At 70.3% G+C, this 16,275-nt stretch carries 8 protein-coding genes and 1 pseudogene; 8 read left to right on the top strand and 1 reads right to left on the bottom strand.

What is annotated here, in order from left to right; all coding sequences use genetic code 11:
* Positions 1–3: 3 nt before the first annotated feature.
* On the bottom strand, positions 4–5,925 hold the full coding sequence (locus tag ACZ6TI_RS14090; protein WP_465345423.1) for an RHS repeat-associated core domain-containing protein: 5,922 nt from the start codon (positions 5,923–5,925) through the stop codon (positions 4–6).
* A 223-nt stretch (positions 5,926–6,148) separates the two neighbouring features.
* Here ACZ6TI_RS14090 and ACZ6TI_RS14085 point away from each other — a divergent pair, with 223 nt between their 5' ends.
* The 8 genes and pseudogenes from ACZ6TI_RS14085 to ACZ6TI_RS14050 form a co-directional block, all read left to right on the top strand.
* Positions 6,149–7,402: an SMP-30/gluconolactonase/LRE family protein gene (locus ACZ6TI_RS14085; protein WP_465345422.1), complete on the top strand. Its 1,254-nt coding sequence runs from the start codon at positions 6,149–6,151 to the stop codon at positions 7,400–7,402.
* 601 nt (positions 7,403–8,003) lie between these two features.
* On the top strand, positions 8,004–8,507 hold the full coding sequence (locus tag ACZ6TI_RS14080; protein ID WP_465345421.1) for a SigE family RNA polymerase sigma factor: 504 nt from the start codon (positions 8,004–8,006) through the stop codon (positions 8,505–8,507).
* Positions 8,508–8,545: 38 nt separating this feature from the next.
* The gene (locus ACZ6TI_RS14075) at positions 8,546–9,238 is read left to right on the top strand and encodes a hypothetical protein (RefSeq protein WP_465345420.1); all 693 of its coding nucleotides are present in this window, start codon (positions 8,546–8,548) and stop codon (positions 9,236–9,238) included.
* 574 nt (positions 9,239–9,812) lie between these two features.
* Complete coding sequence (locus tag ACZ6TI_RS14070) at positions 9,813–12,806, top strand: AfsR/SARP family transcriptional regulator (protein WP_465345419.1); 2,994 nt, start codon at positions 9,813–9,815, stop codon at positions 12,804–12,806.
* A 171-nt stretch (positions 12,807–12,977) separates the two neighbouring features.
* The gene (locus tag ACZ6TI_RS14065) at positions 12,978–13,319 is read left to right on the top strand and encodes a M15 family metallopeptidase domain-containing protein (protein ID WP_465345418.1); all 342 of its coding nucleotides are present in this window, start codon (positions 12,978–12,980) and stop codon (positions 13,317–13,319) included.
* Positions 13,320–13,425: 106 nt separating this feature from the next.
* Positions 13,426–14,007 (top strand): hypothetical protein, encoded by a 582-nt coding sequence (locus tag ACZ6TI_RS14060; protein WP_465345417.1) that lies wholly within the window; start codon positions 13,426–13,428, stop codon positions 14,005–14,007.
* A 36-nt stretch (positions 14,008–14,043) separates the two neighbouring features.
* A complete protein-coding gene (locus ACZ6TI_RS14055) occupies positions 14,044–15,429 on the top strand; it encodes a GH25 family lysozyme (protein ID WP_465345416.1) in 1,386 nt (461 codons plus the stop codon).
* 62 nt (positions 15,430–15,491) lie between these two features.
* Positions 15,492–16,275: pseudogene (locus ACZ6TI_RS14050) on the top strand (hypothetical protein); the annotation flags it as partial.

Genomic DNA, 16,275 nt, shown 5'->3' with positions numbered 1-16,275 from the left:
TCCCTACGGGCCTGAAATCTGAACGTGATTAGTGACGATGCCGCTCACGCACAGGCCAATGCCCGCGATGAGGGCAGGGGCTCCGGCCGCGGCCATCGGTCCTGCCGTGGCCACCTTCGTCAGGGCTCCGGAGCTTGCTGATTTTGCCGTGGCCGCGACGCCGACCGCGCGAACGGCACCCTCGATCAGGTCGCCGGTGAAGCCGTTGGTGCAACCGGCTGTCACCTCGTTCATGCCATCATCGATGTAGTCGGAAGCCGTGAACTCGCAGGGAATCCGGTTCGGGTATCGTCCCGCCTGCGACACCTGGCACGCGACACCCTCGGCGAAGTTGTCGAAGCTTTCGTCGACTCCTCCAAGCACGCACCCACCATCGGTGTGGTGGACGCAGGGGAAGTCAAAGTGGACGCCGCGCCCGAAGCCGTACCGGACGGCAGCGGCGTTGGCGCGCTTTGCCCGCTTGGCAATCGCCACCAGCCGCTTCGCGCCGCCCGGCTCCGCGATGGCTTTCCAGAAACCAGGATCCGGGTTCGCGGCCCGCATACCTATGAGGATCAGTGCCTGGCCGCTTCCCGCCCGCGCGACCGCCCTCCAGAAGGCCGGGTCCGGGTTCGCCCGGGCCATCGCCTTCAGCGTCGTGATTTCCCGCAGGCGCCGCACGTAGGCGGCTCGCAGTTCGTGTAGCGCAGAACTGTTGTACTTGTTGACTTTGTACTGCACCTTCCTCACCCATTTGCCGAGCGGTGCGCTGCTGCGCGTGTGCACCTTCAGCGCGCGGGCCAGATTATTGCTGTTCGTGGCCGGGCTCCATCGGGCGTTGTAGCCGACCCTCGGCCCGCCGCCGTTGGTGATCGGCACCCAGGCGCCGGACGGGTCGCTGAACGTGACCGGGTTGTTGAGCGCGTAGGCGTACGGGTTGAGGGACTGCGGCGAGTCGGCATCGTAGATCGGGTCAGGCGAGATGAACTGTCCGATCGACGGGTCGTCGTAGCGTGCGTTGAGGTGGGACAGGTTCGTCGTCTGGTCCTCGACCTCCCCGAGCCAGCCGCGGTCGGTGTCCGGGTCGCCGCCCGAGCGCTTCTGCCCGTGCGGTGTGTAGGTGCGGGTGACCTCCACCGCTCCGCCGGAGGGCAGGGTCGCCTCGACCGAGCCCTGCTGGTCGGCGACCAGGTAGTCGACGCCGCTCGGGGTCCGGGTGGCGACCGGCTCGCCGCTGAACGAGTAGCTGCGCACCGCGGTCACGCTCGTGCCGGCGATGTTCGCGGTGACCTCGTGGCCGGCGATGTAGATGGTGCGCCCCTCGGGTGTGGTGCGCAGCAGGCGGGCGCCGTCGGCGTCGTACACGTGGCCGGTGGTGCCGTCCGGGGTGGTGACCGCGGTCAGCATGCGTTCGGCGTCCCAGGCCAGGGTTTCGGCGCGACCGCCGACGGTGCGCGCGCTGAGGTTGCCGTTCGGGTCCCAGGTGTACCGGTCGGCGCCCACGGCGGTGGGGGCGTGCGGCCGGTCCGCGCCCGCGCCGGTCGGGTACGAGTAGGTGTCGGTGACGCCGCTCTCCACCCGTGAGCGCGTGTTGCCGTCCGGCGTGTAGGCGTACGTGTTGTCGTACGGCTCCGCGCCGGTGCCCTTCCCTGTGCCGTCGCAGGCCGCGGCGGTTGTGGTGTACGCCGAGGTGAGCCGGTCGCGCACGTCGTAGCCGTAGCACTCCCGCCACGCCTGGCCGCCGTCGGCCGTGGTCCGCGAGGTCAGCGTGCCGACCGCGTCGTACCCGAACTCGTGGTCGACCACGGTGGCGCCGTTGACCGCGCTGCGCATCCGTTCGGGTCGCTGGTCCGCGTCGTAGGTCCAGTTCCGGGCGAGCCACGGCTGGCCGTTCGGACGCGGGCCGAGGCCCATTGTGGACGGTCGGCCTCGATCGTCATAGGTGGCCGTCCACACGTATGGGTCGGCGCCGGACAGGGACGTCGGCAGCCCGAGGGTGTCGTAGTCGGTGGTGACCGTCTCCGCGGGCAGACCGCCGACCGCCGGGTACGCGACCGAGGTGAGGTGGTCCGCCCGGTCGTAGCCGAGGCGGACGGTGTAGCTTCCGGAGAGCCCGGGCACCCCGGCGGGCACCGTCCACCGTGTTCCGCGTGCCCGGCCGCGCTCGTCGTAACCGGTCACGTCGACCGCCCACTCGCCCGTCCCGGTGACCCGGACGGCACGGTCGAGCAGGCCCTTCTCCCCGGTGGCGTCGTACTCCCAGCGGGCCAGGACCGGACCGGTGGAGCTACCGCTGCGCCGGTGCGTGGGTCGGCCGATGGCGTCGTAAGCCGTGACGGTCACGCCGCCCTTGGCGTCGGTGACGGTGGTCTGGTTTCCGGCGTCGTCGTAGCCGAACGTCCAGTCACCGGCGTCGGGGTCGCTCTGGGACAGGCGCCAGCCGGCCTTGTTGTAGCCGTACGTGATCCGGTTGCCGGCCGGGTCCAGAATGGACGTCAGTCGGTCGGCGAGGTCGTACCCGTGGGTGACGGTCTGCCACGCCGTGCCGTCGTACTCGGCGATCTGTATGTCGCGGCCGAGCCCGTCGACCACCGTGCGGGACCTGCGCCCGCCGGGATTCTCCACCAGCGTGGTGTCGTGGGTGTAGGTGGTGACCGTCGCCGACTTTTCGGCGTCGTCCTGGTACCAGCCCTGCCGGGCGATCCTGCCCAGCGCGTCGTAGGTGTTGCGGGTCTTGTTCTCCCAGGACACCGGCAGCAGTCTCCAGCCGGGGACGCCGTCGACGGCCTGCGGCTCGGTCTGGGTGTCCACCAGGCCACGGTCGTTGTACGAGGTGCCGGTCACGATGACCTTGCCGGTCGCGGGTGAGTACGTCTGGGTCTGCCGGCCCCGCAGCAGCGAGTCGTAGACCACCCATGAGTCCTCGTACCGGACCGGGTCGGTCGCCTGCAACCGCCGGCTGCGCACGATCGGCGGCACCGACTTGTCGGCCGACACCGCGTATCCGAACTGGTAGGAGTACACATCGGATGGCGCGCTCTGCTCGGTCGGGCGCCGCACGGTCTGCGTCCGACCCAGCGGGTCGTAGCTGTAGGTGGTGACATGTCCGTTGGGATCGGTCTCCCGCAGCGGCGCGCCGCGCTCGGGCAACCACTCGGTGCTCGACGTGTGCGTGCTGTTCCCGGCACGCAGCGTGGTCGTGGACGTGCCGGGGAAGCCGCCGTTCGGTGTGCTGCCGTGGGCCGTCTCGGTGACCAGTCCCTTGGCGTCCGTCACCCGGTAAGCCCGGCCGAACGCGTCGTACGCCGTCTGCACCGTCGTGACCCACCTGGAATCGTCGACCCGGGTGCGTTGCTGTGTCGCGTTGCCGCGGGTGTCGTACACCGTCTCGGTCTGTGAGAGCACGTCGGTGGAGGAGCAGCCGCCGGCGAGCAGCGTGACGTTGGCGGGGTTGACCACGATAGCGCCGATCGTCGCGTACGTGGTCCGCGTGCAGCGTTCGTCGCCCTGCTGGTCCAGGCGACCCTCCTCGAAGACCGTCTCCGGCTGGAACCGGGCGTTGTACCCCGACGTGGTGCGCTGGCGCATGAAGCTGCCGGTGGTTGTGGCGGTGTGGGCGGTCGTGCGGTTCTCGCCGACCCAGGCCACGTAGTCCTGCGGGTCACCGCCGGCGAAGCTCAGGTGCGAGACCTGGTATTCGTGCAGGGTGGCGGACGCCACCGCGGAACTGGCGTCGAGCTGTGCCTCCATGTAGGTGCCGCCGGCCAGCCAGGGGTCATCCGGTACGGGGGTGTCGCCGAAGCCGGCGCCGGCTATCGGCCGGACCCAGGCCTGCCGCGTACCGCTCGGTAGGCGGTCCCCGTTCATGCCACGGTGCACGGTGACGCGGGTGCGTTCGACGCCCTCGGTGATCAGCGTCGTGCCGTAGCCGCGCCAGTCCGACCACGACTGGTCGGCCAGCGGCACGAACTCGTCATCGTCGTGGTGCCATGCCGGGGGGCCCTCGTACGCGTAGGCGGTGACCGTGGCGGGCTGTCCGCCGCCGAGCGTGTCCCGGTGCTCGACCCTGGTGGTCAGGTACTTGTGGAAGACCCGGGTGCGGGTGCCGACTTTCTGCGGGAAGCAGTCCTTCAGGTTGGTCTCCCACGGGCCGATGTACCCGTCGGCGCACCGGTTCTGCTGCCCGTACGTCACCGCGGTCGTGCCGCCGTACTCGTCGACGACGCCGGTGAGCCGATGATGTCCCATCCTTCGCCCGCCCGCCGCGGTCACGTCGACCCGGTTGGGCAGCTCGGTGTAGGTCAGCTCCACCTTCGGCAGGACCAGCGCCTGGTCCAGTCGGCCGTCCTCGACCCCGGTCAGCCCGACCCGGGAGATCGAATCCAGGTACAGCTTGGTGTGGCCGTCGTCGTTGGTCAGGGCGCGGTGGTACAGGTTCACCTGCTCGACGGGGCGCCACCGGTTGCCGGCTCGGACCTCGGTGCGTACCGCGGAGTACCGCCGGCCTGAGTAGAACGTCGGCGAGGTCACCACACAGTTGGCAGAACAGTGCAGGTCGGTCGGCACGTCGCCGAAGGGCGCGCGGTCCTGCGTGTCGATGATCACCCGGCCGGCCGGGAAGACGTCGCCGCCGGTGGCGGCCGGCTTGCCGTAGTCGATCCGGGCCAGGTAGCCGGCGCGCACATAGGACGCGTCTGACAGCAGCGCGCCCTGCGACAGGTACTTGTTGGTCTCGGTGCTGTAGTAATACGTGGTGGCGATGCCGTTAGGATCGATCACCTGGTCCAGGTTCCACCGCCACGCCTGGCTGCACACGCCGGGGGAGGAGCACGGGTCGCCGGCCGCGGCGGCGAACACCGGCACCGTCCACGTCGAGTTCGTCGCCGCTGCGGAGCCCGGGTCGCTGCCCCGCCCGAAGAAGTACTGCGTGCCGTCCGGCGTGGTGACCTTCCAGTACTCCCGGTTCTCGTCACCGTTGGCGTACGTGCCGTGCAGGTGGTCCACGGTCCAGCCCGCGTGGTCCTTCAACAGCCAGCTGTCGTACGTGGTGTCGGTGGCGAGCATCTCCGACGCGCGACCGTTGAGGGAGATGGTCGCGTTGTGGCCGTTCCAGCACAGGTCGCCGGTCGTCGCGCAGGGCTTGTATCGGCGTTCGACGTAGGCTGACGCGAAGTCGCTCCAGCCGACACCGGACGGCGGTCCCTGGGTGTTGCGGGTGGACACCAGCCCGTCGACGGCACCGGAGGAGTACCCCAGTCCGACCGCCGGCGCCGCGCCGATCGGTGGCTGCGGCACCGTGACGTCGTACGACCACGAGAACTCGCCCGTGCCCGGTGTCACCTGCCAGTTGTCCGAGACCGCCAGTGGCGAGGCGGCGTAGTTGCCGGTCTCGCCCGACACGTCCGAGGTGACCGCGAGCAGGGTACCCGCCGCCGCGGTGACCACGAGCCGCGACGACGCCGTGTCGTTGCGCGATGGCAGCCTGCGCCCCGTCGCGCACTTTGTGGGTCGGGGTGTGGCGAGCGCGCAGTCGGGCAGCGCCACGACGGCCAGCCGATCGGCGTACCCACCGCCGTAGGCCTTCGCGAAGCCCGAGTAGTCGATCGCGACCTCCACCGGTCCGGCCTGGACACCCTCCACAGGGGACAACCGAACGACGGGACCCGAGGCGGCCCCACGGGTAGCCTGACGGTCCAGCACCTCGACGCGTACCCGGTCGCTCGCCGCGCCGCGCGCCACGACCTGCGCGCCCGCGCGCGGCCAGCTGACCGTGGGCGCGCCGGCCGGTGTGTCCCTTCCCAACGGTGCGGAGGCCGCCCGCCGCACCGGCGTCGACTCCGGCCCCTTCCCCGCCTCTCGTACCCCCGACAGCCAGTCCGGCCTGGCGCCGGCCGTCGCCGCCCCAAGCGGCACAGTGAGCCCGGACGCCACAACGACCAGAGCCATCGCGACAGACGCGACCCGCCCGCTGACTGTGAACCCTCGCAACCCGAGCATCGTCGTCTCCCCTGTCGCCAACGCATGATGGCGCGAGAAACGTAGCCCCGGCCATTCACCCGGCCGTTCACACGCCGGTTCACCAGCGGGCTGTGACCTGGGCGGGACTGCGTCGCCCGCACCCTTCGTCATGCCTACGACTCAGGGGCAGTTAGGACTTACTCGTCCAGGGGTGTCCACCGCCGACGCCGCCCTCGCCGACCCGATCGCCACCACCGCAGCCGTGTACTGGCTCGGCTACGACGCCCCCGACGACGTCCCCGCCGCCGGCCGGCCATTCGCCCCGCGGCGCGGATCACTATGCGACAGGCGCATAGCGCCCATCGGCGAACTGCGTTGGCTGGATGAGGCGCCCCCGGGCACGCTCGTTCACGTGACGCCGTCGAGTGGATCTGAGGGTGTCACCTTCCCGGTCAACCTGATCACCTCGCTCGAAGGGCTCATCATGAAGACACTGCTCCGCCGCGCCATCCTGGGTGCCGGCGCCATCACGACGGTTGTCGCACTCGCAGCGTCCACGCTTGCCCCCGCGGCGGCAGCGGGCGCCGGCCGCGGCGAGGCTTCCACCCACATCGGCCTGCCCGACGGCTTCCCGCCCGAGAGCATCGCGATCGAGCAGGGCACGGCGTACCTCGGCAACCGCGTCGACGGCGACATCTTCGCGCTCAACCTCGCGACCGGCAGGGGCGAGGTGATCAGCGAGGGGCCGGGGCCCGGCGCGGAGTGCCAGATCGCCTGCGGCTCGCTCGGGCTGACGATCGACACCCGCCGGCACCGGCTCTGGGTCGCGGGCGGCGGGGGCGGCAACGCGCGCGTGATCGACCTGCGCAGCGGTGCGGTGCTGGCCGAGTACCAGCTGGCGCCCGCGGGCACGTCGACGTTCATCGACGACGTGTTCCTGACGAACCAGGCTGCCTGGTTCACCGACGCGTTCGACAACGCCCTCTACCGGGTCAAGGACGGCCGGGTCACGAAGGTGCCGCTGCGCGGGGAGTGGGTGCAGGTGCCGGATGGGTTCAACGCCAACGGCATCACGACCACCCCCGACGGCCGGGCTCTGCTGGTCAACAACTCCACCACCGGCGAGCTCTACCGCGTGGCGGAGAACGGTACGGCGACCCGGGTCGACCTCGGCGGGCAGACCCTGGCCCACCCCGACGGCATGCTCCGTGAGGATCGCACCCTGTACGCGGTGCAGAGCGACATCAACGCCGTCGCCGTCGTCCACCTCGACCGGTCCGGCACCAGTGGCAAGGTCGTGGACACGCTGACTTCGGCAGACTTCGACATTCCGACCGCGATCGCTCGCCACGGTGCCCGGCTCTATGTGCCCAACGCCCGATTCGAGGTCGAGGAGACGCCCGAGACCGAGTACTGGTTGACCGCGCTCGCGGCCCGCCGCGGGCCCGGACACGGCACGGAGTAGCGAGACCCCGATGCCGGCCGGCAACCGGCCTTGCGGTTGCCGCGCTGCTGACCGGTTGCGGCACCGTCGCCACCTCGGCGCCGGTGCTGCCCGGCAGCACCGTCCCCCGGCTCAAATCGGTACCGATGCAGCAAGAACCCCCGGCAGAGACGTTCCAGCTGAAGTAGCTCCAACTCTTCGAAGGGTGCCGAATGCGCTTGAATCAGCCGGAGCATCCGGAGCGCCGCCGATCAGCTGCTGTCCAGCTCCGGCTAACTCGAAATCGACCGTGACCGGACGCGCGGTAGCGTCCCGGCCGCGGTGGCGAACGGCGCTATCACCTTTGCGCTATCCCCGAGGCATCGGCTACGTCTCCATTCGTGTGATCGCGACCAGCGCGACCCATGCCCAGACGGCGCAAACAGTTGTCCGTGCCTACCTCTATCGATAGAGCCGCAGGTGCGGCGGACCGCTAGTGCGCGCCCCGCACAACGCCTCGTCAGCGGGCGGGTGCGCCTACTGCCGGCGCGGCGGGGATTTTCGCCTGGCATGCAACGGCTGGCGAGCCAGTGCCGTAGAAGAGGCGTCCGATTGTGAGCGTGATGAGGAAGGTCATGGATATATGAGACGGCGTTCCGGACAGGATCGCGAGTTCACCGACTTCGTGACGGCACGGCGTCCCGCGCTGGTGCGGATCGCTGCGTTGCTTGTCTCCGGTGATGCCGCCAGGGCCGAGGATGTGGTGCAGACGGCCCTCGTCCGTCTGTACACGGCGTGGCCGAGGGTGCGGCAGGAAACCGTTGACGCGTACGCGCGACGGTGCGTCGTGAACGCGGCGATCGACGAGCGCCGGAGCCCTTTCCGCAGGCGGGAGCAGACCTGGGCCGAGGTGCCCGATGTCGCGATCGAGGAAACACGCAGTGACGAGGCAGCGGTGCTCGCCTTGCTGGCGACGCTGCCGGCAAGCATGCGGGCTGCGGTGGTGCTGCGCTACGTCGAAGGGCTCAATGTCGCCGAGACCGCCGACGCCATGGGATGCAGCGAGGGCAATGTCAAGAGCCAGAGCGCACGTGGCCTGGACCGCCTGCGCTCCCGCTTTCCCGTTCAGGCACACCACTTCTCCTGACCGATCCCCAGAACCGAGACTGAAGAGAGAGTATTGACATGCCAGATCTCATGGATGTCTTGCGTAACCTGCCGCAGGCCGTCACCACTGACCCGGCCGACCTGGATGTCGTTGCCGCCGACGTGGCCCGCGGACATCACGCCGTGACCCGACGCCGCCGCCAGCGCCTCACGCTGTCCGGGGCGGCTGTCGCCGTTGTCGCCGCCGTGGCTGTGGGTGCCGCCCAGATGGGTCAACCGCCCAGCGGCCCGGTCACCAATGCCGGCGGAGGCAGCGCGACGGCGCAGGCGACGCGGCTCCGGCTGGTGGCCTACACCGGCGAACAGCCCAGGGGCTTCAAGGTCAACACTGTGCCCGACGGCTGGCAGGTGATCTCCGATGACGCGTCATCGTTCGTCGTCGCGCCACCGGGACGGGACGTCAGCCCGCCGAAGCCCGGGCACGCCTTCAGCCTGGCGGACCGGATCGCGGTGTCCCTTCAAGGGCTGACGACCTTCGACAAGGACCAGCAGGTTCAGAAGGTCGATATCAACGGCGAAGAGGGACAGATCGGGTTCGCGCAGGAGTCCGAAGGCAAGGCCTCGGATACGCGTTGGCTCATGTTTCCCGACGTCTCAGGTCGTCGCGTCCTGGTCCAGATCCCGGCCTCGGTGAACCTGGCCGACGATCAGCTCGTGAGCTTCGCCCGAGGAATCAGCGTCACTGATCAGGTGCAGGAGATCGGCGGCTGATCCGGTTTGCTCGGCACTGAGGCGGCGCGGCGGATCGCCGCGCCGCGGATGCCCAGGCAGTTCCACAGCGGAACCGCTCCGCAAGGCGGGGCCTGGCACGCTCGGCGCGTCGATCCCGCGCTCCGACGACGCGTCCCTGTTCACCACCCTGAGCAACGACCACGCCTGCTAGATCTAGCGGCTACCGCGTTGTTCTACCCATGCCATGGGTTGCTCCCATCGGGATCGGGGTCATTGCGGTGTGCGTGGACGCTTCGATCCGCTGGTGCTGGCAAGTGCGGCTGCGCGTCTGCGCAGCCATGACTCATGAACCTTGAGAAGGTCTGCCGCCTCGGCTGGTGTGTAGACCTCGAGATCGGTGATGGCGGCGGACCGCCGTCGAGTTGCGTGGTAGTCCGGCTATGCGTGGTTCCTTGCGCCGGCCCGATGGGCGACGTGCATGGCGAGCGTTCGAGATCCAGCGGTCACGCCATGGCCGGAGATGATGGCATACCCCTCTTACCGGCACCCCGGCTACGCGAGGCGTAATCTACGCTGCAGGGCATCTACGGCGGTGCATACGGGGGAAGCGTAGATGGAGTTCCGGCTGCTCGGGCCTGTCGAGGCGGCCCGCGATGGCGGACCGGTCAGCATCGGCGGCACCAAGATTCGCACGTTGCTGGCCGCGCTGCTCATCGAGCCGGGCCGCATCGTGCCGACCGACCGCCTGATCGACATCCTCTGGGACGATGACCCGCCCGGCACTGCCCGTGCGCTGGTCCAGACCTATGTGTCCACATTGCGCCAGGCGATTGGCCACGAGGTTGTCGTCACTCACGCGCCGGGCTATCTGGCTCACATCGCGCAGGACGCTCTCGACCGGTGCCGGTTCGAGACGTTCGTCCGCGCTGGGCGCACCGCCGCGGCCGAGGGCCGCCACCGGGACTCGGCGAGTGCGTTTCGCGCCGCGGAGATGCTGTGGCGCGGGCCCGCACTCGGCGGGGTGCGCAGTCGCGTCCTCGCGGCCGAGGCCGCCCGCCTCGACGAGCAGCGGGTCGCGGCCACCGAGGCCCGGATCGCCGCGGACCTGGAGCTCGGCCGCACCAACGAGCTGATCGGCGAGCTGACCGTCCTGGTCGAGCAATACCCGACCCGCAGCGCGATGCGCGGTCAGCTGATGCTTGCGCTGTACCGGGAGGGCCGCACCGGGGAGGCGCTCACTGTGTTCAGGCAGGGCCGCGACGCGCTTGTCGAGGAGCTCGGCATCGAGCCCGGCGCCGAGTTGACCGCCCTGCACGAGCGGATCCTCCGCGCCGATCCCGAGCTGCTCGGCCGGCCGTCGGCCACGCTGCCTGTCCCGCGGAAAGGGCCGGCTCAGCTGCCGCCCGACTCACCCGATTTCATCGGACGCGAAGCCATGGTCGAGGAGTTGGAGACCGCGCTGACCAAAGGGCCGATCGTGGCGGCGCTGGTTGGGCCGGGCGGCGTCGGCAAGTCCGCGCTCGCCGTGCACGTCGCCCATCGGGCCGGCGCCGGCCACCGCGACGGGCAGCTCTACGTTGACCTGCGTGGCAACACCGACACCCCGGCTTCACCGGCCGAGGTCCTCGGGCGTTTTCTTCGCGCCCTGGAACCGCAGCAGACGGTGCCGGACGGCGCCGACGAGCGGATGGACGCCTACCGCACCCTGCTGGCCGGCCGCCGGGTGCTGATCGTGCTGGACGACGCCGCCAACGAGCAGCAGGTGCGGCCACTGCTGCCGGGCAGCGGCGGATCCTCGGTGCTGGTCACCTCGCGTAACCGGCTCGGCGGCCTGGCTGGCGCCTGGCTGGTCGAGCTGGGCCTGCTCTCCACCGCGGAGGCCACCGCTCTGCTGGCCCGGGTCGCCGGCGCCGACCGCATCGCACCCGCGGCCGAGGCCGCCGCGGAGATCGTCGCCGCTTGTGGCAACCTGCCGCTCGCCGTGCGCGTGGCCGGCGCCCGGCTGGCCACCCGTCGACAGTGGACGCCGGCGCTGCTGGCATCCCGGCTGCGCGACGAGCGCCGTCGCCTGGACGAGTTGTCGGCCGGCGATCAGCAGATCCGGAGCAGCATCGCGCTCAGCTTCGACAGCCTCGACCCGGTCGCGCACACCGCGATCTGCTGGCTCGGCCACCTGGGCCTGTCCGACTTCCGCTCCTGGGTCCTGGCCTACGCGCTGGATGTCGAAATCGGCGCGGCGGAGCAGATCCTCGAGCAGCTCGTGGACGCGCATCTGGTCGACTACACCTACGTCGACGACACCGGGCAGGTCCGCTACCGGCTGCACGACCTCATCCGCATCTACGCGCGGGAGCAGGCTGATCGCCACGAGGCGCGCGACGGTCTGATCGCCGCCACCCGCCGGGTCGTCGAGGCGTGGTCGGCGGCGCTGAGCCGGCTGTCCCAGCACATCGCCGACCACGTGACCTCGGGCGCCATCCTGCCGGTCGCGCCGCGCCCGCGCGGTGACGCCGACCCCGAGGTGCTGGGCAGCTCGGTCACCGATCCGCGCGGCTGGCTCGACACCGAGCAGGCTTCGTTGGTGCTGGCCGTCGAGCGCGCGGCCGAGCTGGGCCTGGCCGAGCAGGCGGTGGCGGTGGCCGCCGTCCTCTGCGCCTCCCGATACGCTCTCGGCAACGTGCCGGACCTGTGGGACCGGGCGCATCGGGCGGCGCTCGCCGCAGCCCGTGCCGCCGGTGACGCGCACGGCGAGGGTGTGCTTCTGGCCGAGCTGGGTCAGCTCCGTTACGAGCAGGACCAGTTCACCCAATCCCGCCAACACCTTGCCGAGGCGGCCGAGCGGTTCCGCGACCTCGGTGACATCCGTGGCCAGGCCAGCGCGCTCAGCGCCCTCGGCCTGGCCTGCCGGGAGCAGGGTTACCTGCCGGAAGCGGTGCACTTCCTCAAACAGGCCTCGGAGCTGGCGCACGAGCTCGGCGACGACCGGGCGGCCGGCCATTGCGCCCGGGTGCTCGGCTCGGTGCATCTGGAGCGGGGCGACTTCGCGGCGACCGAGGACGCGCTGAACGCGGCGATGGCCGCGTACCGGCGGGCAGGCAGCCGCCGCGGCGAGGCGTTGACGCTGCGCACGATCGGGCTCGCGCATCGCGCGCAGGGCCGGCTTCCCGAAGCCGAGCAAGCGCTGAATCGGGCGCTGGCCATCTTCGAGGATCTCGGCGACCAATCACTGATCGCGTTCTCCCGGCGTGCGCTGGCCAAGACCTACGTGCGGATGGGTCGGCTCGCGGAGGCTCGGGAGCCGCTGGCGGAGGCGCTCGCTGTGCATCGGGCGGTCGGCGATCGCTGGGGCGAGGCCATGGTGCTGCGCACGATGGGCGAGCTGGACCTGGCCGCCGGCCGGCTGGACGACTCGGCCACGTGGCTGGGCGCGGCACTGGGGATCTTCCGCGAGCAGGAGGCGGCGCTGTTCTGTGCTCGTACGCTCCGCGACGTCGCGGACCTGGAGCAGGCCCGTGGCGACCGGCCCGCGATGGAGGCCGCCCGCGCCGAGGCGCTGCGAACCTTCCGCATGTTCGGCGCCCGCGAGTACAACGAGCTCTGTAATTGAATTACAGGGAATCTTGAGCGGACTTCACGACGGTGACGGGTTAGACGCCCACCACTCTCGATGGAGCCCTCGATGCCCCTCAATGGATCAGCCGAAGCACTGGTCGACGTCGGAGACTCAGCCCCGCTGAGGGTGCCCTCCGGACGACGCGCGTACGTACGCTTCGGCGTGGTGGAACGGCTGGTCGTGGCGCAGAGCCTGCTGCCGCGCGACGTTCACCTGGTTGTCGTCGCCGGTCACAGCGCGGAGGACGCCGCACACGCGACCGGCGGCGCGGTCGACCTCACATTGTTCCGCGCGGATGGCGACCTGCCTGACGACCTGCCCTGCTGTGCCGGCGACCCGGTCGCCCCGGCACCGGCCGCCCGCCTGCAGACGCTGACCGAAGCGCTGACGGCCGCCGGACTGGTCAACGACGTGCAGCGGTGGTGGCACTGGTCCTACGGCGACCCGTCCTGGGCGCTCGCCGCCGGGGCGCCACAACCCCGCTACGGCCCTGTGCCGCGTTTCTAGAGGTTCTACAGCCGAATTCTGGCGCCCCCACGGATTGTCATCGGTGCCCGCCGAGCACGGCAGGTCACACCCCGAACACGCGCAGCAGATTCCTTGGAGGTCTCTCATGCAGAAGCAGTCGATGCCCGGCGTGGTCATGGCGGCGGTCGCCGTGCTCTCGCTCGCCGCTTGCGCCTCTGGCGGCGAACCGACGGCACGACCGGCGCCGCCCACGCCGGTGGCGTCGCCGGAGTCCACGCCCGCCGTCGCGTTGACGCCTGCCTCGCCGACCAATGCCGCGCCGGCTGACACGAAGCCCGCCGCCGTGAAGCAACGGGGCACCAAGGCGGCCGCGGGTAACCCGGCCTCGATCCCCCCGCCGGCCGGAGGCGGCGGCCTGCCGTCGACGGAGCTGCCGAAGCCGGACGCCTCGGACAAGGCCTGCACGACCACGTTCCTGCTCGCCCATGTGCGGGCCGAGCCCAGCGGACCGCCGGCGGGCTTCAAGGGAGTGAAGATCTACAACTGCGCCCACGGGTACGCCCGGATCTACGCCGCGCCGAACCCGGTGACCGGCGAGGACCTCATGGGTGACCAGTTCTTCCTCAAGCGCACCAGCGCCGGCTGGAAGACCATCGCCCGCGGCCTCGGCACCGACTGCGGCGACAACCGTCCCGAGCTGGTCGCCGCCTGTGCCTCCTTTGCGTGAGTCACCACCCAAACCGACCTTTTCTGGAGTTGCGCCATGCATCTGAGCAGATCGTTCCCGCCCACGACCGGGCGCCGTCGCGGCCGCGCCGTCGCGTTGGCCATCGCCGCCGCGCTGCTGGTGACGATGACGCCGTCGATCGCATCACCGGCCACGGCTGCGGTCATCGCCGCACCCGACGAGCCCAACGGCCGGGCCTCGGCCGCACACGATCCGGGCGCCACCCGAACCGCAACGCGGGGGTCCCAGGCCGCCTTGCCCGTCGGCTACACCATCAACGGCCGCGATGTGTCCAGTCACGACCATGCCGGTGGCAAGACGGTCAACTGGCCCGCCCAGCGCGCGGCGGGCGACGAGTTCGCCTTCGTCAAGGCGACCGAGGGCACCGATTACACCAACCCCTACTACAGCCAGGACTACAACGGCGCCAAGGCAGCCGGACTCTATGCCGGCGCCTATGCCTATGGCCGGCCCGACCTCGGCAACCCAGTCGGTCAGGCGGACCACTTCGTCAACCAGATGCAGTGGACGACCGACGGCAAGACCCTGCCGCCGTTCCTCGACCTGGAGTGGCCGTACTTCAACACGGTCGACTCCTGTTACGACCTCAGCCCGGCTGAGATGCGCAACTGGATCAGCGCGTTCCTGACCCGTGTCCAGTCCCGGATCGGCCGGACCCCGATGATCTACACAAACGTCAACTGGTGGAACCCCTGCACCGGCAACAGCACCGCGTTCGGCAACTACTTGCTGGACATCTCCAGCTGCCTGTCCTCACCACCGTCCACACCCGGCTGGGGGAGTCGTTGGACGTTCTGGCAGTACGACATCCCGGAGTGCGGCCGCGGCAACACCACCGACTCGAACGTCTTCAACGGCTCTCTCGCCGACCTCGCGGCCCTCGCGGGTGGGGTGTCGGGGACAGCGGGGTTGTCCGGGGTGTCCGGTGACTTCAACGGTGATGGCGTCGGTGACATCGTCACCCGGGCCGGAGACGGCACCCTGACGGTCTACCCCGGCAAGGGTGTGATCGCCACCGACGCGACGGTGAATGCGCCGGTGCGGATCGGGACGGGCTGGCAGGGCTTCACCGCGCTGACCACTGGTGATCTCAATCGGGACGGCGCCGACGACGTCATCGCCCGCGCCGCCGACGGCACCTTGACGGTCTACCCCGGCAAGGGCGTGATCGCCACCGACGCGACGGTGAACGCTCCAGTGCGGATCGGGACGGGCTGGCAGGGCTTCACCGCGCTGACCACCGGTGATCTCGACCGGGACGGCGCCGACGACGTCATCGCCCGCGCCGCCGACGGCACCTTGACGGTCTACCCCGGCAAGGGCGTGATCGCCACCGACGCCACCGTCAACGCTCCGGTGCGGATCGGCACCGGCTGGCAGGGCTTCACCGCACTCACCTGACTCCGCCCTGTTCGAAGTTCCACCTCTCTCGCTGTTCCACCCCTCTCGGAAAGGACCACTCCATGTCTCATCGCCCCATCCTCCGTCGCGGAACGAACATCGCCCTCGCGCTCGCCCTCGCGACCACCGCGGGTGTCACGGCAGGCGTCGCCGGCACCGCCGCCGGCCGGCCGGCGGCCGCCGAGGCAGCCTCCACCATCGGCGGCCCAATCTCCCGGGCCGAGGTTCTGGTCCGCGCCCAGTACTGGGTGGATCAGCGCATCACCTACACCCAGACCGGCACCTGGGCCGGCGACGGGGCGGGCAGCTCGTACCGCCGGGACTGCTCTGGCCTCGTCGCGATGGCGTGGCACCTGGGAGACCTCGGCCTGCCGAACGGCACTCGCAACAGCCCGGTCACCGGCGACTACCAACACCCGCACGACTATCGGCACCCGTGGACCAGCGTGGGCGGCGGCCTCAACGCCATGCAGCCGGGCGACGCGATGGTAAAGGACGGGCACATCGAGTTGTTCGCCCGATGGAGAAATCCGGCCAACCACGGCGAAGGCGCGTACGTCTACTCGTTCAACACCACGGGCGAGACGGTGCAGAACCCGTACGCGGCGTCGAACTACGGCAACTGGGGCTCGAACAGCTGGTCAGATCTGCAGACCTACGACCCGATCAAGTACGACAACATTGTCGACTCGCCCGGGGCGACGGCGGGGTTGTCCGGGGTGTCCGGTGACTTCAACGGTGACGGTGTCGGTGACATCGTCACCCGGGCCGGGGACGGCACGCTGACGGTCTACCCCGGCAAGGGCGTGATCGCCACCGACGCGACGGTGAATGCGCCGGTGCGGA

The organism is Actinoplanes sp. NPDC051388 (genome assembly GCF_055586225.1).
Note: the sequence above shows the minus strand (reverse complement) of the source record. Positions and strands in the feature narration are given on the sequence as shown.

Coding starts and splice junctions, on each gene's coding strand:
- ACZ6TI_RS14075 (WP_465345420.1), top strand. CDS start 8,546: ATGCCAGATCTCATGGATGTCTTGCGTAACCTGCCGCAGGCCGTCACC.
- ACZ6TI_RS14055 (WP_465345416.1), top strand. CDS start 14,044: ATGCATCTGAGCAGATCGTTCCCGCCCACGACCGGGCGCCGTCGCGGC.
- ACZ6TI_RS14080 (WP_465345421.1), top strand. CDS start 8,004: ATGAGACGGCGTTCCGGACAGGATCGCGAGTTCACCGACTTCGTGACG.
- ACZ6TI_RS14090 (WP_465345423.1), bottom strand. CDS start 5,925: ATGGCTCTGGTCGTTGTGGCGTCCGGGCTCACTGTGCCGCTTGGGGCG.
- ACZ6TI_RS14070 (WP_465345419.1), top strand. CDS start 9,813: ATGGAGTTCCGGCTGCTCGGGCCTGTCGAGGCGGCCCGCGATGGCGGA.
- ACZ6TI_RS14060 (WP_465345417.1), top strand. CDS start 13,426: ATGCAGAAGCAGTCGATGCCCGGCGTGGTCATGGCGGCGGTCGCCGTG.